Raw genomic sequence first — 19398 nt, forward strand, 5'->3', positions numbered from 1 at the left:
ATTTATCAGAATCTAAAACACAAAATGTGGTTACGCTTTGGGAAACAAGAAATGTCGTTACTCTCTGGGAAACAAGAAACATTAATGTTATCTAAATACAGATATACTTTATATAAGTATTTCACAACAATAAGAGAAAGCTCCACAGAACTATTTTTCATTAGAAAAAAGGGTATATTACTTAAACAGTTATTTTAAATAGAATCCACAAAAAAAACTCCCCCTCATACCTGTTATTAATACATGCAAGAGAAGGAGAATTTTGTAAAGCTATTATATTTTTCTTAGAAAGAAAAATGTACAGAAGCTTTTAATGCAAAAGATTGTGGTAAATCTCCATTAGGAGCTTTATGGTCAAGATAGGTTAAGCGATGAAATGCTTGTAACCTAAATATTTTAAAGATATTGTCGATGCCGTACCCAACTTCTACGTATGGAATGTTGGGTTCAAGAGCCGAGAAATTATATCTTGGACGAATGATGGGATTTCCATCTTTATCAAAGGTTCGTCTTGGGTTAATTACAGGTATCGCTTCTTTCATTAAGTCAAGATTATCTTGACGTTGACTACCGAATAACACATTGGCTGATGCTATCAAACGCCATTTCAATTGCCTAATGGCAGGAATGCGGTTGAATAGTAATCCCTCGAAATTGTGATTGTAATTTAAAGACACAAATTTGTCACTCACAAATTCAAAAAAGTGCATCGTATTGAAAGCGGCTCTATTGTAAAACAAGGTCTGATTTCCCAAATGTGGAAATAAGAGTGGAGCAGGTAATTCGGAAGGAATATAACCTGCTTGAACAGTATAGTCTGAACGACCAAATGAGCCTACACGAAATGACTGATATATTTTTGCGGTGATGCGTTGATAATTAAAATTGCTACCCAATACTCCTTTCATTCCGTGTTGATATACAATGGAAATTACGGGAATTCTTTTGGCACCCAAAGAGATTCGCTCGTTGCCGTCCATTAAAAAGGTTTCATTTTTAGCATATCTTGCTTCTACTGTAATGAAACTATCGTCATAACCATCTAATGATGGAGATTTGGGACCTAATTCTGGCTGAGTTCTAAACTGAAAATTAAATAATGGGTCGAAATTTCGAGTAGTAAATGCTATATTAAAGGAAATTCCTTTGGTTGGCTCTGTCTTCAAAAAGATTTCACTTTCTCGGCGATAATACGCTCCCGTGAAACGCCCCCAACGAGTAAATGCGTAGAAAATCTTGTTGTCTCCTATCAATTCAGGGGTTAACCCTATCCGTTCAAGGTCATAGCTGTGTTTAATTCCAGCAACAGTCCAATGACGACGAGACAAGATATAATCCATTTCTCCGCCATATTTAAAAACTAAATCTTTGGTACCAAATCCAAGCCAACCTTTTAGTATCCATTTTTTATCAAAACCAGCTAAGGTTTTAAAGCCAAAACGTGTACGAAGACCTTCTTCGGAATTTACAGCAAAAAGATTTATATAAGGCCCTACGGCAAACTTATTTCCAAAACGTTTGTAACCGCTTGCTATAATTTCGGCAATTTCAACGTATGTTTTTACAATTGGTACATTTCTTACGGTATCAATCAATTTTGCAGCAAGAATATCTTGTGCCGAAAGTGATTCATGACGTGCATTTAACCAAAAATTAGGGTCTGGTTCTTTAGAATCTTCTGCAACTTCAACGGGAATATCATAAAAAGGTAAATCTCTTGGCTGATTGATTACAAAATTTTTATTGGAAATATACATTTTCAATAACATACCTGCGGAGTTTTTAGAAATCTCTGCAATATCAATCAAAAAACGGGTTTTAGCGGGTAACCAAGCCCCTTCTTCTGTTTTCTCTAACTCTTGTGATATTTTAATTTTATCGATAAAGTTGATATTGGCTTGCTTTCCGATGGTTGCGTCTATTTGCACAAGGGCATACGAAGTGGTGTCGATATATGCTTTTCCTACAAATACTAAATCTTTATCATTTTTAGGGTCAAATTCCATTCCATAACAAATATGACCGTCCACATCTGTCGTATCTGAAATATACCACGCATAAGTCCCTTTCCAGTTATTTCCAACTGGCGAAATAATATCTTTACCCAAAAAAGGAACGAAATTATCATAAAAATTATAGTTAGCAAATATGTTTCCGCCCACCAATTGAGATATAAAACTTCCTTCTTTTACACCCACTCCTTTAATATTATTTTTTAAAACAACCTCTTTTTTACGATTTGGCGTTTCTCGAAAATAAAATTTTGAAAGTGTCTCAGAAATAAATGTTGGAATAACAGCCTTTCCATCTTCACCAGCAATTTTTTCAAACTTTTCAATTGCTCCTTGAATTTGCTTCATGATTTTTTTTTCCTTAAACTTATCGGAAATATTGTCAACGTCTAATTCCATTTTTGAATATGAATCATACTCAAATGCGGTCAAACGTTTACGGTCATTCTTTTCTGCATTTTCACGAAGTCTTCTTAAAATTTTAAAAGCGGGATTTTCTCCAGAATAAACAACTACTTCATCCAAGGATTTTGCTTCTGCTTGCATCTGAAAATCGATTGTCTGTGCCGTAACAGTTTTATTAATGGCTTTAGATTTCTTCTTATAATTGACTGTACTTACATAAATAGAGTCAGAAAGGAATTTAGTTTTGATTGTATAAACACCATCAAAATTTGTTTGAGCTCCTACATTTAGTCCTTTTAAACCAACCGATGCAAAAGGTAGTGGGTCGCCATTTTTAGCGTCCGTGATTCGTCCTGTAATCGTATATTGGGCAAAAATTGCTTGGTGTGTAAAAACGACTATACAGAATATCAGTAGTTTAATTAATTTATGTTGAATCATTATAATATTGAAGAGTTTGTTAAGCAATTGGGCTTTTTCTATATCGAAGATAATAGCTTTCGCCATACTTTGCAATTTGGTCGTACTTATCTGACAACTTATCTACACTTATCCCCTATGGCTTTAATATAACACACCATTATAAAATCCAGTTTCAGTAAAGTTTGAACATTTTTTAGGACACCTTCCCCTTTTTTACCTCTTTTACAGAGAAACTATTTTAAAAAGTTCATTAATTTCTCGAATGCCTTTGCTCGATGAGAAATTTTCCCTTTTTCTTCTAATGACATTTCCGCAAATGTTCTATCAAAGCCCTCTGGCATAAAAATTGGGTCATAACCAAAACCATCCGTTCCTCGTTGTTCTTCAATAATTTGCCCTTCTATTGCTCCTTCAAATTGGCTTATTTTTCCATCTTGAATGAGTGTTATTACGGTTCTGAATTGTGCAGAGCGGTCAGACTTTCCTACTAAATTCTTTAATAGTAAATTCATATTATCCGCATGGCTACGTTGTTCTCCTGCATAACGTGCCGAATAAACTCCGGGTTCTCTATTCAAAGCATTTACTTCTAAGCCTGAATCATCTGCAAAGCAATTTACCTGATAATGGTCGTATAAATACTGTGCTTTTTGTAATGAATTGGCTTCTAAAGTATTTCCCGTCTCTGGCAATTCTTCATTACAATTAATATCTTTTAGACTCAACAAATTAAAACTATCACCCCAAATAGCTTGAATTTCTTCTAATTTATGAGCGTTATTGGTTGCGAAACATAGTGTTATTTTCATATTTAAAACGGAAAAAAGCCTTCTCTGTACAGAAAAGGCTTGATTTGACTCTAAAAAATATTTTTATTTTACTGCTGTAACCTCTATTTCAAACAATAGCGGTGTATATCCCGGAATGGTGCTTTTTCCAGCAGTTCCGTATCCTAATGATGATGGAAATATAAATGTTCCTTTATCCCCAACTTTCATCAGTTTTATTGCTTCTTCAAAACCTGCTACATATCCACCACCACCAATAAGGAGTGAAAGGCTTCCTGAGTCAAATTTATCTGTATAAATCGGGAATCCATTTGAATCTGATGATTTATATTGGTACAAAAATTTACCTGTATAAGCTACGGTTGCTGTTTTTCCTGTTTTAGCAGTATCTCCTGATGCACTTGTTTTTGTCAATAAATAATTCAAACCAGAAACTGTCTTTTTAACTGGTAAACCTGCAAAATTTGTTTTTACATATTCATCTATTTGCTCTGTTTCATTACGTGTTGACAACATAGTTATTTTCATGGCAACAGGCTCAATAGTGGTTGTTGATGTTGATATGGATGGGAAAACAAACACTGCTGATTCTCCTTCTTTCATGAACGAAACTCCATAATTGGGCAATGTAGTCGAAGACGATGAGTATAAAAGTGTTAATGGTATTTTACGATTTAGAGCTGTACTGTCTAAAACTGTTCCATCTAATTTAGTAAATACATAATGAACTTTCACATATTCATTAAATTGAGGGGCTCTTCCTGCTGGGTTCGACGTCGTAATCTTATAAAATATTGATTCTGGTGATTTTGTAAAAGTTATTCCTTGTGCTGCACCATAAGCTGTAATTTTAGCTAATGTTTCCTCCGAAACTTCTGTACTTGGCAATGTACTTTCAACTCCACAAGAACTCAAAAATCCAACGATACTTATTAAAAATATATAAATGATACTTTTGTTCATAATTTGCTGTGTTTATTTATCTTTCAAAGCTACAATTTCAATATCAAAAATTAGAGGTGATTCCCCCGGCACTTTACTACCACTTCCTGTTCTTCCATAGCCCAGTCCTGATGGGAAAATAATGGTTGCTTTTTCTCCAAGTCTCATTTTGGCAACACCAATTAAAAAACCTTGTACAAATGAGTTTGAACCTCCTACTGTATAGTTTAACGAATCAGTTTTGTTTACATTGCTATCAAAAACGTAACCGTTCAAAAGTCTTCCTGTGTATTTTAATTTTGCTACTTTACCTGTCACTAAATCTGCCGCTCCGTCTTTTACTCTGATATAACGCACATAGTTTGTATAACCCGTTGTTGTACTCACAGCCTCTACTTTCTCCGTTACATTAATTTTATTTTGTGCAACGTAAGCATCAATATTTTGCTCTTCTCCATACGTTTTGAAAAATGTAATATCACATCTTACTGGTGAGTTTGCAGGTAAATTAGAAAAACTTTGACTTCCTCCTGCCAATTCTGAAGGCAAAATAAAGGTTGCTTGTTCTCCCTCTTTCATTAGTAGCAACATTTTCAGAAATATATTCGTATTTGAACCATTATGAAAAAACACAAATGGTTGATTTTTAGCAACCGACGAACTTGCAATTACACTATCCGTCAATGATTTTATAACATAATGCAAACGTATTGTATCTCCATAAATCATTTGTCTTCCTGTAGGATTCGACTTTGTGATAGCATAATAAACTCCATTAGTAGCCTTTTGCATGGTCAGTTTTTGGCTACTGATATACTGCTGAATTTTAGCCTCATTTTGTTGTACAATAAGGTCATCTTCCAAAACAACTTTTGACAGACAAGAACTCAACGAGTAAATTAATACTCCTAACGCTAAACTTTGTAATAATCTGATTTTCATTATATTATCTCAATATCAGAGACATAATTTTAGTTTCTATATAAAACGCAAAATAACGAATTTGATTGCGAATATTGGCGTTAAAAACTGTTAAAAAGAAAAGGATTAGATTATAGACAAGGAGTTTTTTCAATTATTATGAAATAACTAAGCTCCAAAGCCATTAATCTAACCCTATAAAATTATTGTCCAGCTGGTTTGAAATCCAACAATTCAACTTCAAATACTAAAGGAGTATTACCCGGAATTGGTCCACCACCTTGTTCTCCGTAACCAATAGCTGGAGGAATCACGAATGTTGCTTTTCCACCTTTTTTCATCAACATCAATGCTTCGTTGAAACCCGGAATCATTCCACCAATTGGCATATCAATTCCTTTGTTTTGGTCGAAGATTTTTCCGTCTAAGAATTTACCTACATAGTTACATTTACAAACATCTCCATTTTTAGGGCTATTACCTGTTCCTTCTTGTGCAACTGTATATTGTAAGCCTGATGCAGTAGTCTTGAATGTTAAGCCTGTTTTCTTCACATAATCAGCAATCAATTGTGGTAATTGAGCTTTACGAGCATCAGATTCTACTTTTGCTTTTGCTTGCTCAGCTGCCATATCTTTCTCAAATTCAGCTTTTGACTGTACTTTCAAGATTTTGATTGAATATTTAATATCTGTACCTTTTTTCAAGAATGGAGGTAATTGACCACCTGCTTTAGCGATTGAATCTACGGGTACATAAATTGTTGCACTATCTCCAACTGATAATAAACGTAAACCATCTTGTAATGAACCTTTATATCCAGCTTGTCCAACAGGTTGAACCATGTCACGAGCAGGTTTTGTTACATCAATTGATTCTTGAAGAAGTGAATCTGATGATGTTTTAATACGGATTAAAAAAGATACAATATCACCTTCCTTTAATTTTTTAGCTTTATCGTCATGGCTATGAATTTGGATTTTCACACCCTCTTTTACTTCAACACGATTTTGGTTACAGCCCACCAATGCACTGGCAGCAAGCATTACTACACTTAGTTTTTTTAACATTTTTTTGTTTTTTATTCGTTAGTTGTTTATTACTGGTTATCTGTTATCGGTCACTGGTTATTAGGCATTGAGAACCAATAACTAACTCTTCACCGCCAAAAGACTTTCTTGATATTCGGGTAAAATACTTAATAATTTTTCAACGGTTGCTTCAAGCCCAATACCTGTGGTTTTTCCGCCTGAGGCATTTTTATGTCCACCTCCACTAAAATGTTTTGAGGCGATTTGATTCACCGCAAATTCTTCTACCGAACGGAATGACATTTTCACAGCTTCGGGTCTATCCACAATTATTACAGACATCACAACGCCTTCAATTTGTAAACCGTAGTTTACAATTCCTTCGGTATCTCCTGTTTGTGAATTAAATCTTTTTAGCTCTTCTGCAGTTACGGTAAAATACGCCACTCGGTATTGAGGAAGGACTACTAATTTTTCAGATAACACATATCCTAAAAACTTCATTCGTTCCATTGTCGAACTATCATAAATACGCCGATGAATCAGATTGGTATTTACGCCCAACTCCATAATATCTGCCGCAATACGATGCACCGCTGGCGTAGTGCTTGGATGGCGGAATGACCCTGTATCTGTCATAATTCCTGCGTAAAGACACTCACAAATTTCAACATCCAACAAGTCTTTATCTCCCAATAATTCTATCAATTGAAATATAAGTTGAGCCGTTGCTGCTGCTTTAATGTCATGATAAACAAATTGAGCAAAATCTTCTGGAAAAGTATGATGGTCAATCATTACTTTTATCGCTTTAGATTGTCTCACTGGCTCAGCCATTGACTCTATGCGTGCCAAAACCGAGAAGTCGAGGCAAAAAATAATATCTGCATGGGCAATAGCATGATTTGTTTTACCTCGAAGACGATAATCTTCGTAATTAATAACCTCTTCATTTCCAGCCATCCAAGCAATAAACTTCGGATAGTCAGACGGGGTAATTACGGTAACTTTATGTCCTTTCTTTTTAAGATACCCAGCCAAACCCAATGATGAACCCAGTGCATCTGCATCAGGTTTAAAATGAGTTGTGATGACAATGTTTCGGGGCGTGCTAATTAACTCACGAAAGGCTTCCAGATTTTGCATTTGTTTTGATAGCGGTTGCAATTAATAGCTGATTACATTTAGAATATACTGAATGAAATTAAACTAATAATCTAAAACCAAAAAATGAAGGACAAAGTTAGGCAGAAATCTTCATAAAAAAGACGGTAACGTTTCTAAAACAGTTTAGGTTGCGTAATTTTGTAAAAAAAATTGAATTATCACTTAAAGACCTATCGCATGGCAACTAACAGAACATTCACGATGATTAAACCTGACGCAGTGGCTGACGGTAACTCTGGGGCAATTATTAAAATGATTGAGGAGGCAGGCTTCCGAATCGTGGCGATGAAAAAAGCATTATTAACACAAACTCGTGCAGGAGAATTTTATGCAGTTCATGCTGAAAGACCATTTTACGCTGATTTATGTGAATATATGTCTTCTGGAGCGATTGTTCCTATGATTTTGGAGAAAGAAAATGCAGTGGCTGATTTCCGTAAGTTAATTGGTGCAACTGACCCAACTAAAGCTGATGAAGGAACTATCCGTAAATTATTTGCTAAATCAATGAGTGCAAATGCTATTCATGGTTCAGATTCTGATGAAAATGCAGCAATTGAAAGCTCATTTTTCTTTGCAGGTTTAGAGCAGTTTTAATTTTATCAGTTATCAGTTATCAGTTATCAGTTATCAGTTATCAGTTATCAGTTTAAAAGATGATTTCTTGAATTGAAGTTCAATAATCAATTTATAATTTACTGATAATTGATAACTGTTTACTGAAATCTGTTTACGCTTTATCTTTGTCGTAAGCGTCTGAATCACCTAAATCTTCTCCAATTAATTTTCCTGCCACTTTTTTAATACTTCCCAAAAGACTCCAGCCTGTTTTTTTCGATTCTGTTTCTTTTTTGCCCGTGTTTCCATTGCTTACTACTGGAGCAACTGGTAAAGGAACGATAATTGGTGGAGCATCTTTACGCAATTCTTTGTAAACATCTTCTCGTTCATCAATATCTTTTAATCCTTTCCAAACCAAACCGACAGCCGTAGCATAGGTTGGATTCTTGATTTCTTCGGTAAGGGTTTTTCCTAAATTTTCATTTGGGTGACCAATTCTTACATCACGTCCTGTTACACGCTCAAATAGTTCATCGATATAAGACATTTGTACACTTCCACCTGTCAAAACTATTCCGAAGTTCAAACGATTTCCGTATCCACAACGACTAATTTCAGCCTCTACTAAAGCTATAATTTCTTTTAAGCGTTCTTCTATGATAATTCCGATATTCTTAATTGAAATTGTCTTTGTTTTACGCCCATTAATACCTGGTATTGATACAACTTCTTCTACTGGAATTTCATCTGCAACGGCACAACCAAATTTTATTTTTAGTTGTTCTGCGTGTTCTGTTGAAATACCACATCCTTGTTCAATATCTGCCGTGATGGAATCTCCCGCAAATGGTAATACTGCAATATGACGAACAATTCCTTTATGAAAAATAACTATTTCAGTCATCCCACTACCAATATCTACCAAACACACGCCGCCTTTCTTCTCTTGGGGTGTCAGTACAGCCAAAGACGCTGCTAAAGGAGAAAATACCAATCCTCCTTCTATTTCCATCTTTCCTTTGGCACTCTCAATACATCTTTTAGTTTTGTCAAATTCAACTTGTGGCGACGTAATCATCATAAAGTCACACTGTAACTTTAGTCCACTAATTCCAACAGGGTCATAAATATTCCCAATTGAATCTACAAAATACTCTTGTGGAAGCGTATGTACTATGGCATTGCCTTTAGAAATAAAGGTGCGTTTAGCGTCATTTGCTACTTGGTCAACATCGGTTACGGTTACTTCTTCACCTTCTGTTTGGCGAGTGATAATAGAACGATGTTTTATACTATGAATATTAGGCCCTGCAACGCTTGCAAAGACACCTCTAATATGAATATTTGCTTGATTTTCGACTTGTTCAATGGCGGATTGAACAGCCTCAATTGTCTTATTGACATTCAAAACGACACCCTTGGATACATGTCCAGTTGTATCTGCTTTTCCCAAACCAAGTATTTCCAGCTTGCCCAAATGGTCAAGTCTGCCCGCTACGACATTCACCTGCTTACTGCCTATGTCAAGTCCTACAATTATTTCACTCATGGGAGGGGTAGTTTTAATTTAGAAATTAGAGAGTAGGGGTCAATCCCTAAAGTCTAATCACTATTATTCACACACAATCTGATTTCTATATTTAACGCTAATCTTCTTATACTTATCCCAGCCTTTTGAAGGTAGGATTTCTTTATACAATATTTTTAATTTTTTAAATTTTGCTTCAATTTCAATACCCATTCCAAATTCAATTTGGTGATTACCAATTTCTGGAACAAGTGTTATCCCTCCGTCACTTTCCACAACTAATTGTGAAATTTGTGCTTTCCAAAAAGCGTCCTCATTAATCGCCTTAATTAAGTCGATTATAGGTTTGCTTTTAGGCTCTTTGAGACTTTGACTTTGTTCAAAATAACTACCTGACAATAATAAGGTTCTTACGGTATAGTGTGGTGACACTCCTATTAACTCTCCACTTTCTGTTACGTAATCATCTGGTTTATTGTTACTTACTATTCTTGCGATTGGGGTGTGTTCTTCGATATCTACTGTCAATTCACCACTTAAATCACGGTGAACTTGACAATTTTTCACGAGCCTGTTAGCTCGTACTCTATTTTCAATTTTCTTGAAGTTAATCCTTTCAAATGGTTTACCTTCAGGACTATCAACAATGGTTGGGGCTATTAGTGAATATATTTCTTGGGGTGTTATTAGGCGGTTTTCGTTGTTACCTACGATTTCTACATTGATTTTTTTGCACTTCTGAAGACGGTGGATATTTTTTGCAAAAACCACCAGAGAGAGTGAAAGACAAGCTAACACTACGAACCATATCCATTTTTTAAACTTCAGTAAGGATTTCAAAGCAATCATTAAAATAATAGATTGGACTGTAAAGATGCTAATATTTTTTCATCTAAATTCCTAATCTGTTCAAAACTATAACGAAATTAAAAAAAAATAGCTAAAACTTTATAATTTTTTATTAAATGGGAAAATGAAGAGAAGATAGAGTTATTTCCTGTATTGACTATTTTGCTTTATATTTTACGCTTGTTTTTCATGGTTTTATATAAAAATGAAAAAGCCCTCAGAAATGAATCTGAGGGCTTGATTCGTTTAACATTTTATGGCTAAACCATAATTTATAACTATACCGACCAACGAGCTTTGCGGTAGTTTCCTACTCTCTCGGCTGCTTTGGCTTCTTTGGCTGCTTCTACTTGTTGCAATTCTTCTTTTGAAGTAATTACGTAGTCTGCATACTTGCGTACACCTGTTCCCGCAGGGATTAAGTGACCAACAATTACGTTTTCTTTTAAGCCGTCTAATGTATCTGCCTTCGCACGGATTGATGCTTCTGACAATACTTTAGTTGTCTCTTGGAATGACGCCGCTGAGATGAATGAATCTGTACCTAAAGATGCTTGTGTGATACCTTGCAAGTTTGGTTGTGAAACGGCCGGAGAAGCATCACGAACTTGTACGATTTTCAAGTCACGGCGTTTCAATGATGAGTTTTCATCACGTAATGCACGAGCAGATACAATCATACCTTCTTTCATTTTGTCTGAATCACCAGCGTCTGTAACAACTTTCTTATCCATGATTTTATCGTTTTCCTCACGGAATAAGAATCTATCAACATTTTGTCCGTTCAAGAACATGGTATCTCCTGATTCTACGATAATTACTTTTTGCATCATTTGACGAACGATAGACTCAATGTGTTTATCGTTAATCTTCACACCTTGAAGACGGTAAACGTCTTGGATTTCATTTACCAAATACTCTTGTACAGCAGTTGGTCCTTTAATCGCCAAGATGTCTGAAGGCGTAATAGCTCCATCTGAAAGTGGCACACCTGCACGCACAAAGTCATTGTTTTGTACAAGGATGTGTTTCGACAATGGTACAAGATATTTACGTTCCGCACCGTCTTTTGCACGGATATAAATTTCACGGTTACCACGTTTGATACCACCTAAAGTTACTACACCGTCAATTTCAGATACAACCGCAGGGTTAGATGGGTTACGAGCTTCGAATAATTCCGTTACACGTGGAAGACCACCCGTAATGTCACGAGTTTTACCCGCTGCACGTGGAATTTTCGCCAAGATTTGACCTGGTTTAATTTTCGCTCCATTTTCAACTGCTAAACGAGCCGCTACTGGTACGTTATAAGCTACTGGTTCGTCAGCACCTTTTACGTTGATTAAGATTGTAGGGTTTTTCGTTTTATCTTTCGATTCAATGATTACTTTCTCACGAAGACCTGTTTGTTCATCGGCTTCTTCTTTGTAAGTAATATTTTCTTCGATGGCATCAAATTCAGCTTTACCTTCAACTTCTGAAAGGATTACAGCGTTGTATGGGTCCCAAGCACAAATTTCTTCTCCTTTCGTAATCGTCTGTCCGTCTTTTACTCTTAAATAAGAACCATAAGGTACGTTATTTGCGATAAATACTTGTTGAGGATTATTAGCATTCAAGATTTGAACTTCACCAGAACGCCCCATCACGATATCTACTTCGTTTCCTTCTGGGTCGATAGAACCTACAGTACGAACTTCTTCAAACTTGATGATACCGTCAAATTTAGCTTTGATGGCTGCATCTAAAGTTACGTTTTGGGCAGTACCCCCAACGTGGAATGTACGAAGTGTAAGCTGTGTTCCTGGTTCACCGATTGACTGAGATGCAATTACACCTACTGCTTCACCGATACCTACCATTCTACCTGTTGAAAGGTTACGTCCATAACACTTAGCACAAACACCACTACGAGTTTCGCAAGTTAATACTGAACGAATTTCAATTGAATCAATCGCTGTATCATCTACTTTTGCAGCCATTTCTTCAGTGATTTCTTCTCCTGCTGTGATTAATAACTCATTAGTTACTGGGTCATAAACATCATGGATTGAAACACGTCCTAAAATACGTTCTGATAATGGTTCGATGATTTCTTCGTTGTCTTTCAACGCTGCAATCTGGATACCACGAAGTGTACCACAGTCATCTTCATTAACAATTACGTCTTGAGCTACGTCATGCAAACGACGAGTTAAGTAACCCGCATCGGCAGTTTTCAAGGCAGTATCGGCAAGACCCTTACGAGCACCGTGCGTTGAGATAAAGTATTCAAGTACGTCAAGACCTTCTTTAAAGTTAGAAAGGATTGGGTTTTCGATGATTTCACCAACTGAACCTGCTAAGTTCTTCTGAGGTTTTGCCATCAAACCACGCATACCACCTAACTGACGAATCTGTTCACGAGAACCACGAGCTCCAGAGTGCATCATCATAAAGATGGCATTGAAACCTTGTTTGTCATTCTCCATTTGTTTCATCAAGGTATCCGTAATTTTCGAGTTTACCTTTGTCCAAATGTCAATAACGGCGTTATAACGTTCGTTATCTGTGATTAAACCCATCAAATAGTTTTCTGTTACCGAAGCAACATCAGCTTTGGCTTTTACTACAAGTTCGGCTTTTTCTTCTGGAACGATAATATCGCCAAGACCCATTGAAAGACCGCCTTTGAATGCCATTTGATAACCTAATTCTTTAATATCATCTAAGAATTTAGCTGTACGAGCTACACCTGAAATCTTAAATACTTGAGCAATGATTTGTTGTAATTTTTTCTTTGTCAACAATTCATTGATATATCCTACTTCTTCTGGAACGCAAAGGTTAAATAATACACGACCTGCAACAGTTTCTACCATTTGAGATTTCAATGTACCATCTTCTTGACGAACGTTTGTTTTTACGGTAATATTTGCGTGTTTAGAAACAACGCCTTCATTCATACCGATAACAACTTCTTCAAAACCATAGAATTTCATTCCTTCACCTGGAACTCTGTATTCTGGTGTATCTCTACGTCCTTTTGTTACGTAGTATAAACCAAGAACCATATCCTGAGATGGTACCGTAATAGGAGCACCATTGGCAGGGTTCAAGATGTTGTGTGAACCCAACATTAATAAAGAGGCTTCCAAGATTGCTTCTTGTCCAAGTGGTACGTGTACCGCCATCTGGTCACCATCAAAATCGGCGTTAAATGCCGTACAAGTTAATGGGTGCAATTGGATTGCTTTTCCTTCAATTAATTTAGGTTGGAATGCTTGGATACCCAAACGGTGAAGTGTTGGGGCACGGTTTAGAAGAACTGGATGTCCTTTCATTACGTTTTCCAAAATATCCCAAACTACTGGGTCTTTTCTATCAACAATTTTCTTGGCAGATTTTACCGTTTTCACGATACCTCTTTCAATCAATTTTCTGATAACAAATGGTTTGAAAAGCTCGGCTGCCATGTCTTTTGGAAGACCACATTCGTGCATTTTCAATTCAGGACCTACTACGATTACCGAACGACCAGAATAATCGACACGTTTACCTAATAAGTTCTGACGGAAACGACCTTGCTTTCCTTTCAACATATCTGAAAGTGATTTCAAGGCACGGTTACCTTCTGAACGAACCGCATTTACTTTACGTGAGTTATCGAATAATGAATCGACAGCTTCTTGTAACATACGTTTTTCGTTACGTAAGATTACTTCTGGAGCTTTGATTTCGATAAGACGTTTCAAACGGTTGTTACGGATAATTACACGACGGTAAAGGTCGTTCAAATCCGAAGTCGCAAAACGACCACCATCTAAAGGTACAAGCGGACGTAATTCTGGTGGAATTACTGGAACCATCTTGATAACCATCCATTCTGGCTTGTTCTCAATACGAGTACCTGCTTCACGGAATGCTTCAACTACTTTCAAACGTTTTAAAGCTTCTGCCTTACGTTGTTGAGAAGTATCGTTTGCAGCCGAGTGACGTAATGTATAAGATAAGTTATCTAATTCAGTACGTTTCAACAACATATCCAAAGCTTCAGCACCCATCTTAGCGATGAATTTCTGAGGGTCTTCGTCTGGTAACAATTGGTTTTCACGAGGCAATTTGTCGATGATGTCCAAATATTCGTCTTCTGTTAAGAAGTCCATTTTGTTCACACCGTCTTCTGCCTTAACACCTGCCTGTACAACTACGTATCTTTCGTAATAAATTACTTGGTCAAGTTTTTTCGTAGAAAGTCCTAACAAATAACCAATTTTGTTAGGTAAGCTACGGAAGTACCAAATATGGGCAACAGGCACAACTAATTCGATGTGTCCCATACGCTCACGACGTACTTTTTTCTCGGTAACTTCTACACCACAACGGTCGCAGATGATACCTTTATAGCGAATACGCTTGTATTTGCCACAGTGACATTCCCAGTCTTTTGTTGGTCCGAAAATTCTTTCACAGAACAAACCGCCCATTTCAGGCTTGTAAGTACGGTAATTGATAGTTTCGGGTTGAGTAACTTCTCCGTGCGAGCCTTCAAGGATTGATTCTGGCGACGCTAAAGAGATGGTTACTTTTTGAAAATCACTATTTAATTTTCTATTCTTTTTGAATGACATTTTCGTGTTTGTTTGTGTTGAAAATGGTTCTAATATTTTCAGTAAACAGTTGTCAATTATCAGTAAATAATATTGTTTTCACTTTATATATTTACTGATAATTGTTCACTGAAATTACTCTAATGTAATTTCAAGAGCTAAACCTCTTAATTCATGAATCAATACGTTGAATGATTCTGGAATTCCCGGTTTTGGCATGGCTTCTCCTTTAACGATGGCTTCGTAGGCTTTTGCTCTACCAATCACGTCATCAGATTTCACCGTTAAGATTTCTTGTAGGATATTAGCTGCACCAAATGCTTCTAATGCCCAAACCTCCATCTCTCCAAAACGCTGACCACCGAATTGTGCTTTACCTCCTAATGGTTGTTGAGTAATTAATGAGTATGGTCCGATTGAACGGGCGTGCATTTTATCATCAACTAAGTGACCAAGTTTCAACATATAGATAATACCTACTGTAATTGGTTGGTCGAACATATCGCCCGTTAAACCATTGTACAAATAAGTACGTCCCCATGCTGGTAAACCTGCTTCTTCTAATTCTTTAGCAACTTCAGTAGATGATGCACCGTCAAAGATTGGTGTTGCGTACTTACGACCCAATTTCTCACCAGCCCATGCTAATACGGTTTCATAAATCTGACCGATGTTCATACGTGAAGGTACCCCAAGTGGGTTCAATACGATGTCCATTGGTGTTCCGTCTTCCAAGAATGGCATATCTTCATCACGTACAATACGGGCTACAACCCCTTTGTTACCGTGACGACCCGCCATCTTATCACCTACTTTCAATTTACGTTTCTTAGCAATATATACTTTTGCTAATTTCACGATACCCGCTGGAAGTTCGTCTCCTACTTCCAATACGAATTTCTCACGCTTATAGCGACCTACTACTTCGTTACGACGAACGTTGTAGTTTTTCACCATTTGCAATAATAAAACGTTAGTATCTGCATCTTCAGTAGCATTTTCCAAGATTAAGTCAGCAATTAAGTTAGCTTCTTCTGGAACGCTATATGAACTATCATCACGGTAAAGGTTTTTAGCTGGGAATAAAGCCTCCTCGATGTTACGAGATGAGAATTTTGTTCCTGCTTCAATAATTACTGTACCGAATTTGTGTTTGATACCGCTTGAAACTTTGCCATCTAACAATTCTACCATTTTCGTAATCATCTTCGCACGGATAGATGTTAAGTCTTTTGATAGTTGTTTAGATAAAGCTGCGATTTCTTTTTTGGCTTTCTCACGTTCGTCTTTATCTTTCTTAGGACGGCTGAAAAGTTTTGTATCAATAACAACCCCTTTCAATGATGGAGGTGCTTTTTTAGAAGCATCTTTTACATCACCTGCTTTATCTCCGAAGATTGCACGAAGAAGTTTTTCTTCTGGTGTTGGGTCAGATTCTCCTTTTGGTGTAATCTTACCAATCAAGATGTCTCCTTCTTTTACATCAGAACCTACACGAATTACACCGCTTTCATCCAAGTTTTTAACTGTTTCTTCAGCTACGTTTGGAATCTCCGCTGTTAATTCTTCTTCTCCACGTTTTGTATCACGTACTTCCAATTCAAATTCTTCAATGTGAATAGAAGTAAAAATATCGTCACGTACTACACGCTCAGAAATTACAATCGCATCTTCAAAGTTGTATCCTTGCCAAGGCATGAAGGCAACTTTCATGTTACGACCTAATGCTAATTCTCCTTGTTGTGTTGCATAACCTTCACAAAGTGCTTGTCCTTTATTAACACGCTGACCTTTACGAACGATTGGCTTCAAGTTGATAGTAGTATCTTGGTTGGTACGACGGAATTTAATCATTTGATATTCCTTCGTATCTCCTTCAAAACTTACTAAATATTCTTCTGGAGACATATCGTATTTTACTACGATTTTGATAGAATCCACATATTCAATAACACCATCAGCTTCTGCAACTACTAATGTACGAGAGTCAAGAGCAACACTTGCTTCCAAACCAGTACCCACGATTGGAGCTTCTGGACGTAACAATGGTACTGCTTGACGTTGCATGTTTGAACCCATCAAGGCACGGTTGGCATCATCATGTTCTAAGAAAGGAATCAATGAAGCCGCAACCGATACAATTTGGTTTGGTGCAATATCCATTAATTGAGCCTCATTAGGGTCAACTAAAGGGAAGTCACCTTCAAAACGTGCTTTTACTCTATCTGCTTGGAAAACACCGTTTTCATCATAACGAGCATTAGCTTGTACAATGTTTTTCCCGTCTTCTTCTTCAGCCGTTAAATAAGTAATTTCTTCAACTTTAACTTTACCATTATCAACTGTACGATATGGTGTTTCAATGAAGCCCATTGAGTTGATTTTCGCATGAACACAAAGTGACGAAATCAAACCAATGTTTGGACCTTCTGGCGTTTCAATCGTACACAAACGACCGTAGTGCGTATAGTGAACGTCACGAACCTCGAAACCTGCACGCTCACGAGAAAGACCACCTGGCCCAAGTGCCGAAAGACGACGCTTGTGCGTAATCTCTGCCAATGGGTTTGTTTGGTCCATGAACTGTGATAACTGGTTTGTTCCGAAGAATGAGTTAATTACCGACGATAAGGTACGTGCGTTAATCAAATCAACTGGCTTAAAGTCTTCGTTATCACGAACGTTCATACGTTCTTTAATGGTACGAGCCATACGAGCCAAACCAACACCAAACTGAGCGTATAATTGCTCACCTACTGTACGAACACGACGGTTTGACAAGTGGTCAATATCATCGACAACCGCTTTTGAGTTGATAAGTCCGATTAAGTATTTAACGATTGAGATAATATCTGATTTCGTTAAAACTTTTGTTTCCATCGGAATATCATGGCCTAATTTTTTGTTGATACGGTAACGACCAACTTCACCTAAGTCATAACGTTTGTCAGAGAAGAACAAGTTTTGAATAATATCACGAGCAGTTTGCTCATCAGGTGCTTCTGTGTTACGCAACTGACGGTAGATTTGCTCAACGGCTTCTTTCTCTGAGTTCGATGAATCTTTTTGTAACGTATTATAAATGATGTTATAGTCATTCACGTTCATATCTTCTTTGTGAAGAATGATTGTGTCTAAACCAGCATCAAGAATTGTCTCGATATCGTCAGAAGAGATAGTTGAGTCACGTTCCATCAATACCTCGTTACGGTCGATAGAAACTACTTCACCTGTATCTTCATCTACGAAGTCTTCTTGCCAAGTTCTTAAAACCCTTGCCGCCAAACGACGACCTACGGCTTTTTTCAAGTTAGCTTGGTCAGCTTTGATTTCTTCAGAAAGACCGAACAAATCCAAAATGTCTTTGTCAGAACCATAACCAATAGCACGTAAAAGTGTTGTTACTGGAAACTTCTTCTTACGGTCAATATAAGCGTACATTACGCTGTTTACGTCTGTCGCAAATTCAATCCAAGAACCTTTGAATGGAATGATACGAGCCGAGTACAATTTTGTTCCGTTTGTGTGACGGCTTTGAGAGAAGAATACCCCCGGAGAACGGTGTAATTGAGATACAATAACACGTTCAGCTCCATTGATTACGAACGAACCACGTTCGGTCATATAAGGAATATTTCCTAAGAATACTTCCTGCTCGATGGTCTCGAAATCTTCGTTGTCGGTATCGTTACAGATAAGGCGTAACTTTGCTTTTAAAGGCACTGAGTACGTCAATCCACGGTCAATACACTCATCAACTGAGTATTTCGGAGGGTCAACAGAATAATCAATAAAGTGAAGGACGAAGTTTTCACGAGAATCCGCAATTGGGAAGTTCTCAGCGAATACTTTGAAAAGACCTTCATCTGTACGATTTTCGGCTGCGGTTTCCAACTGGAAGAAATCCTGAAACGACTTCACCTGAATATCCAAGAAATCTGGGTATTCGAGTAAGTTTTTGACTTTGGCAAAATTAATTCTGCCTGTTGCGGGACGCCGCCCGTTTGTCATCTGTGTCAAGGCTTTTTACTGTTTTGAAGTTTGAATTTGGTTATCAGTTATTGGTTAATAGTTATTACACTGAACTTAGAAATAAATACCGATAAAACAGTTATTTCTAAACTTACGCTAATAACCAGTAACTAATCACTAATAACAGGGTAAAATACCCAAAAAAAG

At 36.9% G+C, this 19398-nt stretch carries 11 protein-coding genes; 1 reads left to right on the top strand and 10 read right to left on the bottom strand.

The window, feature by feature from the left end:
• Nucleotides 1-284: 284 nt before the first annotated feature.
• The 6 genes from LV89_RS17575 to LV89_RS17600 all read right to left on the bottom strand — a co-directional run bounded on the left by LV89_RS17575 (nucleotide 285) and on the right by LV89_RS17600 (nucleotide 7668).
• Nucleotides 285-2858, bottom strand: a complete 2574-nt coding sequence (locus LV89_RS17575) for a DUF5686 and carboxypeptidase-like regulatory domain-containing protein (RefSeq protein ID WP_158279621.1) — start codon at nucleotides 2856-2858, stop codon at nucleotides 285-287.
• A 215-nt stretch (nucleotides 2859-3073) separates the two neighbouring features.
• Nucleotides 3074-3649, bottom strand: coding sequence for a non-canonical purine NTP diphosphatase (locus LV89_RS17580; RefSeq protein ID WP_310588791.1), 576 nt, complete (start codon nucleotides 3647-3649; stop codon nucleotides 3074-3076).
• Between the two features lie 63 nt (nucleotides 3650-3712).
• Nucleotides 3713-4591 (bottom strand): FKBP-type peptidyl-prolyl cis-trans isomerase, encoded by an 879-nt coding sequence (locus LV89_RS17585; RefSeq protein WP_109744236.1) that lies wholly within the window; start codon nucleotides 4589-4591, stop codon nucleotides 3713-3715.
• 12 nt (nucleotides 4592-4603) lie between these two features.
• A complete protein-coding gene (locus LV89_RS17590) occupies nucleotides 4604-5512 on the bottom strand; it encodes an FKBP-type peptidyl-prolyl cis-trans isomerase (protein WP_109744237.1) in 909 nt (302 codons plus the stop codon).
• A gap of 182 nt (nucleotides 5513-5694) precedes the next feature.
• On the bottom strand, nucleotides 5695-6561 hold the full coding sequence (locus tag LV89_RS17595; RefSeq protein ID WP_109744238.1) for an FKBP-type peptidyl-prolyl cis-trans isomerase: 867 nt from the start codon (nucleotides 6559-6561) through the stop codon (nucleotides 5695-5697).
• A gap of 81 nt (nucleotides 6562-6642) precedes the next feature.
• Complete coding sequence (locus LV89_RS17600; RefSeq protein WP_109744239.1) at nucleotides 6643-7668, bottom strand: DHH family phosphoesterase; 1026 nt, start codon at nucleotides 7666-7668, stop codon at nucleotides 6643-6645.
• 198 nt (nucleotides 7669-7866) lie between these two features.
• Between LV89_RS17600 and LV89_RS17605 the strand changes: the two genes are divergently transcribed.
• Complete coding sequence (locus tag LV89_RS17605) at nucleotides 7867-8286, top strand: nucleoside-diphosphate kinase (protein ID WP_109744240.1); 420 nt, start codon at nucleotides 7867-7869, stop codon at nucleotides 8284-8286.
• 133 nt (nucleotides 8287-8419) lie between these two features.
• On the opposite strand, the gene ftsA is transcribed toward LV89_RS17605, so the two are convergent.
• The 4 genes from ftsA to rpoB form a co-directional block, all read right to left on the bottom strand.
• Nucleotides 8420-9799, bottom strand: coding sequence for a cell division protein FtsA (gene ftsA / locus LV89_RS17610; RefSeq protein ID WP_109744241.1), 1380 nt, complete (start codon nucleotides 9797-9799; stop codon nucleotides 8420-8422).
• Between the two features lie 63 nt (nucleotides 9800-9862).
• A complete protein-coding gene (locus LV89_RS17615; RefSeq protein ID WP_109744242.1) occupies nucleotides 9863-10627 on the bottom strand; it encodes a cell division protein FtsQ/DivIB in 765 nt (254 codons plus the stop codon).
• A 278-nt stretch (nucleotides 10628-10905) separates the two neighbouring features.
• Nucleotides 10906-15240, bottom strand: a complete 4335-nt coding sequence (rpoC, locus tag LV89_RS17620) for a DNA-directed RNA polymerase subunit beta' (RefSeq protein ID WP_109744243.1) — start codon at nucleotides 15238-15240, stop codon at nucleotides 10906-10908.
• A 114-nt stretch (nucleotides 15241-15354) separates the two neighbouring features.
• Nucleotides 15355-19230, bottom strand: a complete 3876-nt coding sequence (gene rpoB, locus LV89_RS17625; RefSeq protein WP_109744244.1) for a DNA-directed RNA polymerase subunit beta — start codon at nucleotides 19228-19230, stop codon at nucleotides 15355-15357.
• Between the last annotated feature and the right edge of the window lie 168 nt (nucleotides 19231-19398).

Origin of the sequence: Arcicella aurantiaca (assembly GCF_003148625.1) — a bacterium.
In the GTDB taxonomy this organism is placed as follows: domain Bacteria; phylum Bacteroidota; class Bacteroidia; order Cytophagales; family Spirosomataceae; genus Arcicella; species Arcicella aurantiaca.